The organism is Actinacidiphila oryziradicis (assembly GCF_005047355.1).
In the GTDB taxonomy this organism is placed as follows: Bacteria; Actinomycetota; Actinomycetes; order Streptomycetales; family Streptomycetaceae; genus Actinacidiphila; species Actinacidiphila oryziradicis.
Window position 1 is genome coordinate 1 of record NZ_SUMC01000060.1, and the last position, 12,562, is coordinate 12,562.

General features: G+C 70.4%; 13 protein-coding genes. 3 read left to right on the forward strand and 10 right to left on the reverse strand.

Going from position 1 to position 12,562, the window contains the following annotated elements; all coding sequences use genetic code 11:
- The first annotated feature begins 256 nt into the window (after positions 1 to 256).
- The 3 genes from FCI23_RS37935 to FCI23_RS37945 all read left to right on the forward strand — a co-directional run bounded on the left by FCI23_RS37935 (position 257) and on the right by FCI23_RS37945 (position 3,120).
- On the forward strand, positions 257 to 1,324 hold the full coding sequence (locus FCI23_RS37935; RefSeq protein ID WP_246144468.1) for a methyltransferase: 1,068 nt from the start codon (positions 257 to 259) through the stop codon (positions 1,322 to 1,324).
- Positions 1,325 to 1,327: 3 nt separating this feature from the next.
- Positions 1,328 to 2,698, forward strand: a complete 1,371-nt coding sequence (locus FCI23_RS37940) for a phthiocerol/phthiodiolone dimycocerosyl transferase family protein (protein WP_136728724.1) — start codon at positions 1,328 to 1,330, stop codon at positions 2,696 to 2,698.
- 104 nt (positions 2,699 to 2,802) lie between these two features.
- Positions 2,803 to 3,120 (forward strand): MFS transporter, encoded by a 318-nt coding sequence (locus FCI23_RS37945; protein WP_136728725.1) that lies wholly within the window; start codon positions 2,803 to 2,805, stop codon positions 3,118 to 3,120.
- A 233-nt stretch (positions 3,121 to 3,353) separates the two neighbouring features.
- On the opposite strand, the gene FCI23_RS37955 is transcribed toward FCI23_RS37945, so the two are convergent.
- The 10 genes from FCI23_RS37955 to FCI23_RS38000 all read right to left on the reverse strand — a co-directional run bounded on the left by FCI23_RS37955 (position 3,354) and on the right by FCI23_RS38000 (position 12,411).
- Positions 3,354 to 4,064, reverse strand: coding sequence for a class I SAM-dependent methyltransferase (locus FCI23_RS37955; RefSeq protein WP_136728727.1), 711 nt, complete (start codon positions 4,062 to 4,064; stop codon positions 3,354 to 3,356).
- A 101-nt stretch (positions 4,065 to 4,165) separates the two neighbouring features.
- Complete coding sequence (locus tag FCI23_RS37960; protein ID WP_136728728.1) at positions 4,166 to 4,729, reverse strand: NADPH-dependent FMN reductase; 564 nt, start codon at positions 4,727 to 4,729, stop codon at positions 4,166 to 4,168.
- On the reverse strand, positions 4,726 to 5,679 hold the full coding sequence (locus FCI23_RS37965) for a Gfo/Idh/MocA family protein (RefSeq protein WP_136728729.1): 954 nt from the start codon (positions 5,677 to 5,679) through the stop codon (positions 4,726 to 4,728). Before FCI23_RS37965 ends, FCI23_RS37960 begins: the two co-directional genes overlap by 4 nt.
- Positions 5,676 to 6,659 carry a Gfo/Idh/MocA family protein gene (locus FCI23_RS37970; RefSeq protein ID WP_136728730.1) on the reverse strand — a complete coding sequence of 328 codons (984 nt, stop codon included), beginning with the start codon at positions 6,657 to 6,659 and terminating at the stop codon, positions 5,676 to 5,678. The genes FCI23_RS37965 and FCI23_RS37970 overlap by 4 nt, the downstream gene beginning before the upstream one ends.
- Positions 6,646 to 8,031: a carboxylesterase family protein gene (locus FCI23_RS37975; RefSeq protein ID WP_136728731.1), complete on the reverse strand. Its 1,386-nt coding sequence runs from the start codon at positions 8,029 to 8,031 to the stop codon at positions 6,646 to 6,648. The genes FCI23_RS37970 and FCI23_RS37975 overlap by 14 nt, the downstream gene beginning before the upstream one ends.
- Entirely contained in the window at positions 8,031 to 8,600 is a 570-nt protein-coding gene (locus FCI23_RS37980; RefSeq protein WP_136728732.1) for an isochorismatase family protein, read from the reverse strand. The genes FCI23_RS37975 and FCI23_RS37980 overlap by 1 nt, the downstream gene beginning before the upstream one ends.
- A gap of 44 nt (positions 8,601 to 8,644) precedes the next feature.
- The gene (locus tag FCI23_RS37985) at positions 8,645 to 9,220 is read right to left on the reverse strand and encodes a YbhB/YbcL family Raf kinase inhibitor-like protein (RefSeq protein WP_136728733.1); all 576 of its coding nucleotides are present in this window, start codon (positions 9,218 to 9,220) and stop codon (positions 8,645 to 8,647) included.
- A 29-nt stretch (positions 9,221 to 9,249) separates the two neighbouring features.
- Positions 9,250 to 10,380, reverse strand: coding sequence for a phenylacetate--CoA ligase family protein (locus FCI23_RS37990; protein ID WP_136728734.1), 1,131 nt, complete (start codon positions 10,378 to 10,380; stop codon positions 9,250 to 9,252).
- Positions 10,377 to 11,252, reverse strand: a complete 876-nt coding sequence (locus FCI23_RS37995) for an HpcH/HpaI aldolase/citrate lyase family protein (RefSeq protein WP_136728735.1) — start codon at positions 11,250 to 11,252, stop codon at positions 10,377 to 10,379. Before FCI23_RS37995 ends, FCI23_RS37990 begins: the two co-directional genes overlap by 4 nt.
- The gene (locus FCI23_RS38000) at positions 11,242 to 12,411 is read right to left on the reverse strand and encodes a CaiB/BaiF CoA transferase family protein (RefSeq protein WP_136728736.1); all 1,170 of its coding nucleotides are present in this window, start codon (positions 12,409 to 12,411) and stop codon (positions 11,242 to 11,244) included. Before FCI23_RS38000 ends, FCI23_RS37995 begins: the two co-directional genes overlap by 11 nt.
- Positions 12,412 to 12,562 lie beyond the last annotated feature (151 nt).

Sequence of the window (12,562 nt, forward strand, 5' to 3'; positions counted from 1 at the left end):
CGGAAGGGTGCCTCCCCTGCACGTGATCCAGTCCTAGAGAAGCTGAATCATCGCAGGTCGGAAGCACCCTTCCTCCATGAGGTGACTGGCTGTCACTGAAGTGCCTGGTGCCGTGAATTCGTGAGGCTGTCAGCTCGGGGGATGGCCCGGCTCGGCGGGCCCGTCCTACGCTGCGGCAAGGGCGATGCTCGTCGCGTCGACTCGCGGCGTGGCAACGACCGGACGGATCCGCCCGGCCAGAAGGAATAACACTGCCATGACTGCAGCTGCCACATTCACACGCCTTCGCGAGTACATGGTCGGGCCTTCGCGCTTGATGACACTGCTGTCATGTTTCGAACTGGGCATCATCGACCTGCTCCGGGACAAGCCGGGTATGACCGCGGCCGAACTCGGCGAGGCGGTCGGGGCCAACCCCGCGGCGGTCGAGCAGTTGCTGCACTTGCCGGTGAAAGAAGGCTTCGTGGCCAGGGACGCCGAAACCGGCGGCTACCGCCTCGACGCGTTCGGACGCATCGCGCCGATCCGGCTGCGCCAGGTGCGCGAGATCATGGACATGGTCAAGGTCGTGATGCTCCGGCAGATGTTCTACCTCACCGAGAGCGTCCGTTCCGGTTCTCTAGTCGGCTTGAAAGAGCTCTACGACTTCGACGGGAACCTCTACGAGGCCGTCGGCGAGCACCGGGACCTGCGCGAGTCGTGGGCGACCATGATGGACGGCGTCACGACCCTGACCGACCCCTGGTTCTTCCGCAACATCGACATCCCGCGCGGGGCGCGGGTGCTCGACCTGGCCGGCAACACCGGGCTCGGCGCGATCCTCACCCACCAGCTCAGCGAATCGTCCGGGCTGCACGTGACGACGTTCGACCTGCCGGAGAAGCAGGAGGAGTGCCTCGCCAACTTCCGGTCGCACGGGGTCGCGGAACGCAGCTCCTTCATCGGCGGGGACGTTTTCGCCAGCGTGCCCGCGGGCTTCGACGTGGTGCTCGTCAAGCACTTCCTCGACATGTTCGACAAGCGCGACGTGGTCCGCATCCTGACCAACGTCTACCAGGCGCTGGACGTCGGCGGGCAGGTCAACATCCTCGTTCCGGTGTACCCGGACGACATCACCGAGGCGAGCAGCGCGGGCGTGGACATCTTCCCCGCGTACTTCCTCGCCTGCACGATGGGCCAGGGCGGGCCGCAGCAGCTGTCCACGTACCGGAAGTGGCTCGAGGAGTGCGGGTTCAAGGTGACCAAGGCGATCGCGCAGGACCTGACCGCCATGCCGGGTGCCCTGATCGCGCACGGCATCCTGTCGGCGACGAAGGTCGCGTAAGCCGTGACGGCACCGAACATCCGGCGGGTACTGGCACCCACCGAGGCGATCTTCGTCGGCGACGAGACGTACGTGGGCTATTCGGTGCGCGTCGCGGGCCGAATAGACCTCGAGGCACTGCAGGTCGCCTACGCGGCCGTGTGCCAGGCGTATCCGGTGCTCCCGGCACGCCTGGACCTAGACAACGGCGCCCCGGCCGTGGTGCCCTCGGACGTACAACCGGAAATCTGGTGCGCCGACGGCGACCCGGACCTGCCGCTGCGTCACGTGACGCTCGACCAGTGCCGTGCGCTCAGCGCCCTCGAAGTGATCCAGAACCGCACGAGCGGCACGGACGGCGCGGACGCCACGAACGGCACGGACGCGAGCGTCACCCTGGCTACGCAGCACAGCATCGCCGACGCGGACCATTCCCTCGCCGTGCTCGCCGCCTTGTGGTCGGCCTACACCGACGCGGTCGCCGGCGTGCCGATCGCGCTACCGCGCAACGGCTATCCCCGGTCGTTGGAAGATCTGCTGGCCGAACGCGGCATTGGTATCGGCACCGGCACCGCGGCCGCTCCGACGCACCCGGTCGAGGCGGAGACGGCGCGGCCCTCAACCGACTCAGTGCAACCCCCGCCCAACTCAGTCCGACCCTCAGCCGACTCGGTACCGCACGTTCGGCACGTCGCCGGGTTCCGGCTGAGCCGGGAGCGGACAGCCGCTCTGATCGCGCTCGGCCACCGCGAGCAGGTCACCATCAATAGCCTGCTGTCCGGCGTCGTACTGTTGGCCGAGGCAGAAATCCGCGACCTGCCGCTCGCCGACCTCGTCTACCGGTTCTCGGTGAATCTGCGCAGCCACCTCACTCCCCCGGTCGGCCCGGCCGAGGGCACGAACATCGCCGGCGGTCTGCGGTTCCAACTGGCCGACAGCGCGGACGGCGCAGCCAAGCCCGACGCGATCGCGCTCGGCCGCGCCGTAGGCGCGCGGCTGCGCGCCGGCCTGGCCGACGGCTCCGTGCAGCGAGCGCTGGTGGACCGAGTCGGTCGCGCACCCGCCGCCGCTGCGACCGCCGCGCCGGTCGCAGCGCCGGTGCCGCGACCGGTGCCGCGACCGGCGCAGCGGTCGGCGGCCGTGGTGAGCATGGTGAACTGGGGCACCGTGCCGGTGCTGCAACACCCGGAAGACCTGCGGCTCGTCGACTTCCGATCCGCTTCGCGCATGCGCGTACTGCCGGGACGCCAGAAGTTCGCCGCGATCGGCGGCTACGTGGCGCACACGTTCGACGGGAGGCTCGGAGTCGAACTGTCCTGGCCGGAAGCGGACCCGGAGCAGACCAAGCGTCTCGACCTGATACAGGAGCGGCTGACCGAGCTCGCCGATCGCTGAACAAAACCAAGGCCCAAATCAAGGTCAAGGTCAAGGTCAACGGCAACGGCAACGTCCTGCGTTTCGCCCTGCCGGCCGTCTGCGGCCTACTCACGATCCTCACCGTGCTGACGGCGACGAAAGTGCACACCGCGGCGACAGTCATCTGCTTCCCGCTCATGTTCGCCTTCGGCCTCAGCTGGTGGTCCGGCGGCATCAGCCGGCAGACACGCCTGGCGCGGCACGCCCCGCAGCAGCGCCCACAAGCCATCGGCCTTCACTTCTCCGCGCAGTTCCTCGGTGTGGCGATCGGCGGAGCGCTCGGCGGCGCGGTGCTCTCGGGCTTCGGCCCGATCGCCGTCCCGGTGGTCGGTGCCGCGATAGCCGCCCTGACCGTGCTCAGCGTCCGCCAGACCGCGCCGTCCCCGGCAGCTGGCGCTTGATCGACGGACGCCGCCCGGGGTCCGGCCGACTGGCGTATGCGGTATCACCCTCCGACACGTGATCCGTCTGTGGTGGAGGTTCTAAAGCACTGCCGCCGCGACCCCGGCGGGCGGGGTGCGGCGGCAGTCGCGTTCGGATGGGGCTCGCCGCTCGCGGCTCAGGCGCGCTGCTCACGGCTCACGGCTCGCAGCCCGAGGCTCACGGCTCCCGGCCCGAGGCCCGAGGCGCGCGATCAGTTGCGGGTCACCTCGAGCACCCAGATCGGCAGAAGCGGAGCGCCGTTCTCGTCGACCTCGAACTGGTTGCCCTTGATGTCGTGCCGGTGCTCCTGCTTGAGCGCGGGCATGGTCACGAATTCCGGGCTGAGCGACACGATCGTCCACTCCTGGCCGGCGAACGCGGTGCGGAGCATCTCGTCGGTGATCGGCTCGGGGCCGGCGAGGTCACCGCGCGCGCACCACTGGAGCAGACGCGCGCCCGAGCGCATGGCCCGCGCCAGCGCGGCGACGTAGTCGGGCCGCTGCTCGGCGGTGAAGCAGTGGAACAGCGACGCGCTGACCACGGTGTCGAAGTCGTCGTCGAACCCGGCCAGCTCGGTCGCGTCGGCGACCGCGAAGGTCGCGGTGACGCCCTGCTGCGCCGCCCGCGAGTTGGCCTTGGCGATCGCGGAGGGGGCGAAGTCCACCCCGGTCACGCGGTAGCCGAGTCCGGCCAGGTGGATCGCGTTGTCGCCGGGGCCGCAGCCGATGTCGAGCAGGTCGCCCTCGAGGGGAATGCGGTTCTCCTTGAGGAGCTTGAGCAGCGTCTGCTTGGGCTTGCCGTGGTCCCACGGCATCTTGTCCAGCTCGACCCCGTCGACCAGCACACCCTCACGGTAGGCTCGCTCGAAGTCCAGGGTTCGCGCGTCGAAATTCTGGAACGGGTCAATCTCGGTCTCGGTCATCGGCTCCGACCCTGTATGTCGATGGTGGTTTATCTGACGATATTGCGAAATTGCGTGCCGGCGGATCCCTTAACCTGACAACGTCATCCGCGGTGATCCGCTCAGGTTCCGCGCAAAGGGGCGAGGGCGTCGGCCAGCGCGATCACTTCGCCGAGCATTTGACGCAGCGCTCCCTCGTGACGCGGGTCCGGGTTGAACACCGCGTAATTCTCGAAGTCGTTATGCATCGAGAGGGTGACCTCGGTGTGCACGGGCGCCAGCATGACGGCGCCGGCGATCCCACGTAGGTGCTCCAGCGCGCGGGCGCCGCCCGCGGTGCTGCCGTAGCCGACCAGCCCGGCGGCCTTGTGGTTCCATTCGTGGTACACGACGTCGATCGCGTTCTTGAGCGCTCCCGGGATCGACCTGTTGTACTCGGGGGTGACGAACACGTACCCGTCTAGCTCGGCGACCTTGGCACTCCAGGCTCGAGTATGCGCATGCTGGTAGTCGCGCAGAAGTGGGGACCGTGGCTCGTCGAACAGGGGCAGGTTGTAGTCGGCAACGTCGACGAGGTCGAACTCGGCGTCGTCGCGCTCGCCAGCCGCCTTCTCCACCCACCGCGCGACCTGCGGGCCGAGCCTGCCGGGGCGGGTACTGCCGACGATGATGCCGATCTTGGTCATAGGTCGACCACCTGGCCGGTGCGGGCCGATGCGTAGGCGGCCTCGACGATGCGCAGCGTGCGCAGGCCGGCGGCGCCGTCGGGGCCGGCCGGCTGCTCGCCGTCGCGCACCGCGGCGGCGAACTCGGCGAGCATGAGCTGCCGGGCGTCGGTGCCGCCCGGCTCCCAGCGCGCGCCGGCGGTGGTCGCGTCGAAGCCGTCCAGGAGCCTGGGCCTGCCGGTGTACTCGATGCCGGCCCGGTCGCCGATGAAGGTCATGACGGGCCCGGTCGCCGCGATGGTCGGGCTCCAGCTCGCGTCCAGGGACACGACCACCCCGCTCGCGTGGCGCACGGTGAGCAGCGCAGCGCTGTCGACTTCCGGGTCGCCGCTCAGGATGGTGTTCACTTGCGCGTACACCGAGACAGCCGGGTCGCCGCCGAGCACGGACTCGACCATGTCGAGCAGCACCGGCGCGTTGCCCGCGAGCGCCGGCCCGGGGCGACCGGAGTCGTGGTAAGCGCCGTGGATGGTGGTGAGTTCGCCGACGTGCTTGTTCTCGGTGATCGCCCGGCGCACGGCGGCGAAGATCGGGCCGCAGCGGCCCGGCGAGGCGAAGGTCAGCCGGATGCCCGCCGCGACCATGGCCTCGGCGGCGGCGACGGCAGTGGCAGCGGCAGTGGCAGTGGCAGCAGACTCGGCGGCATCGATCTTAGCGACGGCGGCGGTGGCGGTGGCCACCGGCGAGGGGTGTTCGGCGAGTACCGGAGCACCCGCTTCGGCCAGTCGCGTGGTCAGGTCGCGATGCCCGGTGAGTTCGCCGGTGACGACGACGGCGTCGGGACGTTGCGCGAGGACCTCGTCCCAGCCGTCGGGTCCGGCGGTGACCGGATCGAGGTCGGGCAGGGCACTGAGCGGGCTGAGGTATTCCTGCGCCCGGTGCGGGTCCGACGAGAGCACGGCGATCTTCATGCGACCCCCAGTACGGGAATTTCCACGACGCGCCCGGTCCACGCGGACTCGGCGGCGGCCGCGGTGATGCGGGTGGTGGCCAGCGCGTCGCGCGCGCACAGTCGCGGCGGCGGGCCGCCGAGGAACGCGTCGGAGAACTCGCGCAGCTCCAGGTCGAACACGGATTCGCCGTAAGCGCCCGGGATTCCGGCGGCATCGCCGGTCACGCTGATCTCCTGCGGCCATTGCGAGTCGTAGGCGACGGTTCCGCCGGTGCCGGAGACGTGGTAGCTGACGCGGACCGACGGTTGCGGAGTCGCGGTCCACCGGCACACGATCTGGCTGAGCGCGCCACTGGCATGGGTGAGCACGACCGTTCCGGTCGCCGCGGCCCCCTCTGGTGCGGGCGCGGGCAGGTCGCCCTGATAGTGGGCGTGCACCCGGACCACGTCGCCGAAGACCCAGTAGGCCAGGTCGACGCCGTGCAGCAGTTGGTCGGTGAGGATGCCGCCGGATTCCGCGGACGCCGGACCGCTCCACGGCCGCGGGTGGTAGCCGGCCACGGTGAAGCGCGCGGTCGTGCCGGTGCCGAGCGAGCCGTCGGCCACGAGTTCATGAAGCCGCGCGAAGGCCGGGGCGTAGCGGATGTCGTGCGCCGGGTAGAGCCGCAACCCGGCCGCTTCCGCGGCCTGGACGATCTTCTCCGCTTCGGCGGCCACCGCCGACAACGGCTTCTCGCACACGATGTGCGCGCCCGCGGCGATCGCGGCCATCGCTATCTCGCGGTGCGTCGCGGTGGGTGTGCAGATGTCCACGACGTCCGCGCCGGCGAGCGCGTCGGCCAGCGAGTCGGCCGCGGTGGCCCCGAACTCGGCGGCCAGCTCCTTGTCCCGGCCGTCGACGGAGTACACGCGCACGGTCGCGCCGAGGCGGAGCCACGAGTCAAGGTGCAGGCGGGCGATCAGCCCGGCGCCGATCAGCGCGATCTCAAGCTGTGGCACGGGCTTCCCGCCTCTGGTCGGTGTCGGCGGCGACGATCTGGTCGAAGCGGTCCGGGAGCCACTGCTTCCAGCCGGGGTCGCCGGTGCGCGCGAAGCTCGCGAGGGAGCGCTGGACCCGGACCGCGACCTCGCGGTCGGCCTCGGTGTTGGTCTCGTCGGCCGCGCTGTAGAACAGCGACTTCAGGTCGACGGCGTGGTGCGCCCTTCGTTCCGCCTCGGGCAGACGCGGTGCGCACTCGGTGTTGGTGGGGTGGTAGTCGTAGAGCTGCCGCCACACCGCCGCGCCGCTGCCCGCCGCCGCCTGGCTCATGCGCTCGGCCGGGTCGTGGAAGAGCCGCTTGGTCAGGGCCCTGACCTTCTCGTCGCGGTCCAGGCCGGGGACGGGGTCCGGGATGTTGCGCTCGTACCACTGGTCGGTCTGCGGTTCGGGGGCGTAGTAGAGGAACGCCGCCTCCTCCGCGGTCACGGAGATCAGCAGTTCGAGACCGGTCTGCGCCGATCCGGCGAGTGCGTCGACCACCGTGCTCGGCACGAGTTCGCCGTCAACGTACGGACGGTAGCCGAAGAACCCGTGCTCGGCGACCAGCTGGTTGTGGATGTGCCGCAGCGCCACGTTCGGCACGGTGCGCAGGTCCGTGATGGCGTCGCTCACGCGGGCGGCGGTGGTGCGGAACCGGTCCGCGAACTCGGCCATCTCCTCGGCGCTCATCAGTCTGCCGCCGCCGCTGTAGACGGCGCACCTGCGGAAGAGCGGACGGGCGCTGGGCACCGCGAGCAGGCCCGCGACCGCAGTCCCGCCGGAGGAGACGCCGAACAGGGTGAGGTTGTCCGGGTCGCCGCCGAACGCCGCGATGTTGTCCCGCAACCAACGCAGGGCCAGCAACTGGTCGCGGACACCAAGGTTCGCGGAGGACTCGAGCCCTGGGTCCAGGGCGCCCCACGGGCCGAGCCGCCAATTCAGCGAGACCACGACGCAGCCGTGTTCAGCGGCATACACGTGCGGGTTCTCCACCTGGCAGCCGCTGCCGGAGGACCCGCCGCCCGCGTGCAGCCACACCAGCACCGGACACGGCGCGTCCACGTCCGCCGGTGCCCACACGTTGAGCACCAGACAGTCCTCGCTCTCCTGCGGCACCCGGCCGATACGGCCACGGGCCTGCCCGCCGCCGGAGATCATCTGGAGCTGCCAGCTGATCGGGCCGAACCGGGTCGCGTCCACGACGTCGGCCGCGGCGCGCTCGGGCACCGGCGGTGTGAAGCGCGCTTCCACGCGGCCGTACCGGATCCCATGCCAGGCGCGCACTCCCCGCTCCTCGAAGCCGCGCACCCGGCCGCTGGTGGTGGGCACCGTCAGCGGTGCCGTGGCGCCCATCAGTCGCGCCCTTCGCCGTTGACCATCGCGACGATCTGCGCGGAGTCGGCGACCTCGCCGAGCCGCGGGAAGATCTTGCCCACGCAGTGCTCGTGCGCGTCGAGGTCCTTGTCCGACATGGCATCGGCGGCCAGCAGCACGTGGTACCCGTGCTCGTGCGCGGCCCTGGCCGTCGACTCGACACCCATGCTCGTGGCGATCCCGCAGACCACCACCTGGGTGACGCCGAGGTCGCGCAGCCTCGAGTCGAGCCCGGTGCCGTGGAAGGCGCCCCACCGGTGCTTGGTGATCCGCAGGTCGTCCTCGTGCGGGGCGAGTTCCTCGGCGATGTCGGTGAAACCGGGCGGGAACTGCCCGCGCGAGCGCGGCCCCACGTCGGTGCGGCCCGGTGCGACGCCGGCGACGTTGACCAGCACGACGGGGTGTCCCTTGCCGCGGAACGCTTTCGCCAGATCGGCTGCGCGCGCGAGGATCTCGTCGGACGGATGCGCGGTGGGAAAGCCCAGGATTCCCTTCTGCAGGTCGACGACGACCAGAGCGGGCCTGGGATCGATGGTGGTCACTGGCACGTTTCTCGCCTTTTCGGGGTCGCGATTCGACGGTCGGGTCGGCGTCAGGACGCGGAGTCGGTGAACTCGAACTGTCCCTTGGAGATCAGGTGCGCGTTGATCGCGGTGAACACGTCGGCGTCCGCGGTGTTCGCGGCCAGGCCGAGCGTGGGGACGTCGAGCGCGTAGATGGTGATGAAGTAGTGGTGCGGGCCGGAACCGGGCTGCGGGCACGGGCCGAGGTAACCGGACTGGCCGATGTCGTTGAGGGCTTCCTTGCCGCCGATGTCGCTGAGGTCCTGGCCCTCGGTCAGGAACCTGGCCCAGCCGGGGACGTCGAAGGCCACCCACTGGTAGAGGCCTTTGCCGCTCGGGGCGTTCTCGTCCCACAGCGACACCGCGAAGCTCTGCGTGCCGGCGGGCACGCCGGTCCACTCGATGTCCGGGGCGAGGTTGCCGCCGGTGCAGCCGAACTCGTTCGCCTGCTGCGCGAGCGGGACGCTCGGACCGGACAGCGCGATGCTGCTGACGGTGAGGTCGACGGGACACGCCGCCGCCGAGGTCGCGAAGACGGTAGCCAGGGCGATGCCGGCCGCGCCGACAGCGGCAAAACGGCGTGAGATCCGGGTTATCTTCCGCATGATGCTCTCTCTGTGTTCCTCGTCGGTGATCAGTAGACGCCCTCGATGACGGCTTCCCCGCCGAAGGTGGCCACCGGCGCCGGTGCGGCCACCGAGTCGCCGATCTGGCCCTGCGGTGCGGGAATCCGGATGACCGTGTCGCGTTCGAGGTTGTTGGGGATGAACATGCCTTTACTCACATGGTTCATCACGATCTGGCCGCGGTCGCCGTATTCGACCGGGAGCATGGTCTCGGGATCGACGACGCGGAAGGTCACCACCGGGCTGAAGGGGTCGTAGACCAGCTCTTCGTCCGGGCCGATGCCGGGCCGCTCGTTGGCGCCCTCGAGGATCAGCGCGCTGTTGTACCTGCTGACCAGCCGGACGCCCGGGAACTTCAGCCGCATCGCGTAACGGCCGTCGATGGTCATGTGCGCGCCGCCCCAGAAGACGATGTCGACCGCCTCGTTGATGAGCTCGTGGGTGGACGCGCGCTTGGCCGCGGCCTGCAGCAGCGGCGGCGTGATCACCAGCAGGCTGACCGGCTGCGTGCGCAGCACGTCCTCGATCTGGTCGAGCACGTGCTCGACATAGAGGTCCATCTCGTCCTGGCGGCCTCTGCGGACCAGCTTCTTGACCCACCTCGGGTCGATGTCGATGCTGAACTTGACCGTGTGCTGCCGCCTCACCACGTGGTCGTAGTAGGTGCCGATCTTGTGCGGACCGGTGGGCACCGCGGTGAGGATGTTGCCGGGCGGCCGCCCGGCGAACTGGGGCCCGGCGAGCAGCCGGGTGATGGACGCGTCGATCCAGTCCGGCATGTGGATGACCCGCTTGGGCGCGCCGGTGGTGCCGCCGGTCTCGAACACCTGCGGCGCGGGCGGGTTCGGGCCGTAGCCGCGGGGCACGAGGTCGAAGACGCTGATGTCGCGCAGTTCGTCGACGATGTTCGGGAACAGCGCGAGGTCGTCGTAGCAGCGCACATCCCGGATCGGGTCGAAGTCGAGGGTCGCGGCCCTGCGCAGCCAGAACGGCGAACCGGTGTCCTCGCCGAAGTGCCAGCGGATCGCGGCCCGCAGGTACTCCTCCGGATCGTCGGGCGTGCGCGCGGGATCGAGGATGTGCAGCAGTTCGTCCTGGGCGAAGGGCGTGGATGTCGTCAAGGTATCGTTCTCCGTCATCGCGCTTCCATGCTGAGGTCGAGGTTCTCGGCGAGGTGCAGCGTCCGCCGGGCGCGGGCGACGACCGGCGGGGACACCAGCCGTCCCTTCGAGACGACGATCGAGAGGTCCGCCTCGCGGGCGGTGTCGGCCGTCGCGCAGATCTCGCGCGCCTCCTCGACTTCGTGCGGCTGCGGGGTGTACACCCGGTGGATGATCGGGATCTGGTCGGGATGGATGGCCATCCGGCCGACGAAGCCGAGCCGCTTTCCGCGCTCGCTGGTCGTCAGCAGTCCGGCGAGGTCGCGCGGATCGGGATGCACGCTCTGCGCCGGATTGATCAGGCCGGCCGCCCGCGACGCCACGACGATCCGGGCGCGCCCCAGGTCCATGGTGATGCTGTCCAGTTCGGCGCACAGGTCCGCGCGCAGGTCGGATTCGCCCAGACCGAGCATGGTCACCGCCGGTGAGGCGGTCGCGAGCTCGAACGCGTCCCGCAGCGCGTCCGCGGACTCGATGAGCACGTGCACGGTCGCGGTGCAGGCCACGGTCTCCAGCAGGGCGGCGACCCGCCGGACCTCGCCGACGTCGCGGGTCTTGGCGATCCGCACCCCGACCAGTCCGGCGCCGGCCACCGCGAGCACGTCCTGCTCGCCCAGGCCGGAACCGATGGCGTTCACCCGGACGTAGGTGGGTTTCGCGGTCGGCCCCGCGGTGATGGCCGAGACGATCTCCCGTGCGCGCGCCTTCGCCGCGGCGGGCACCGCGTCCTCGAGGTCGAGGATTACGGCGTCCGCGGCGGACTCGTAGGCGCGGGCGATGCGGCCCTCGCGGTGCCCCGGTACGTACAGGCAACTGCGGAACACGGGCGGTTCGGGTCGGTCAACGGGCATTGCCGGTCTCCTTCGCCAGTGCGTCGAGTACCTCGTCGGTGTGCTCGCCCAGGCGCGGGCCGGCCCAGCGGATGCGGCCGGGGGTCGCGGACAGCCGGACGGGGATGTCGGGCATGGCGACCGCGCCCAGTTCCTCGTCGGGCACCTCGACGATGGTGCGGCGGGCCTTGAAGTGCGGGTCCCCGACGATGTCGGCGACGTCGTAGACGGGCGCCACTGCGGCCTGCGCCTGTTCGAATGCGGCCAGCACCGTCGCGGCGTCGCGCTCGGCGACCCAACCGCCGATGGCCTCGTTCAGGACGGCGGCGTGCTCGGCCCGGCCGCGGCCGGTGGCGAACCAGGGCTCCTCGCACAGTTCCGGACGTCCGACCAGGCGTACGATCCGCTCGGCGATCGAGTCCGCCGGCGCGGAGACGGCGAGCCAGCGGCCGTCCCGGCACCGGTAGACGTTGCGGGGCGCGTTGTTGTTCGACCCGTTGCCCAGCCGCGCGGGTTTCACGCCGAGTTGTTCGAACACGGTCAGTTGGGCGCCCAGCGACGCCATCATCGCCTCGGTGATGGCGACGTCGATGCTCTGCCCGACGCCGGTCTTGTCCCGGCCGCGCAGGGCGATCAGGGTCGCGCACGCGGCGTGCAGTCCGGCGAACGCGTCGGCCATCGGGAAGGGCGGCAGCAGCGGCGCGCCGTCCGGTTCGCCGGACATGGCCGCGAGGCCGCTCATCGCCTCGGCGAGCGTGCCGAATCCGGGCCTGCGCGCGTAGGGCCCGGTCTGGCCGAACGCGGTCACCCGCGTCACCACCAGCCCCGGGTTGATCGCGGCCAGCTCGTCGGGGCCGAGGCCCCACCGCTCGAGGGTGCCGGGCCGGAAGTTCTCGATCAGCGCGTCGGCGCCGACGGCGAGGCGGCGGAAGTTGGCCGCGCCCTGTCCGGTGCTGAGATCGAGCACGACGCTCTTCTTGTTGCGGTTGAACACCTTCCACCACAGCGAGACGTCGTCCTGGGTGTGTCCGAACCGGCGCATCGGGTCGCCGGAAGGATGCTCGACCTTGATCACCTCGGCGCCGAAGTCCGCCAGCAGCATGGCCGCCAGCGGCCCGGCGAGCAGCGTCGAGGTGTCGATGACGCGCAATCCGGCCAGTGGCAGCGACGGCTCCGCCATGCCAGTCCTCTCGTCGGCCCATGGATCTTTTCGACCCTCGGCCCAGTCTCGACCACGGAGCACCGGCCGGGCATCACCAACGTGAGCAGTATCGGCGTCCTCTGTCAGGTCGAGGGATGTGCCGCCACGCGGCCATTCCTAACGTTGCCCG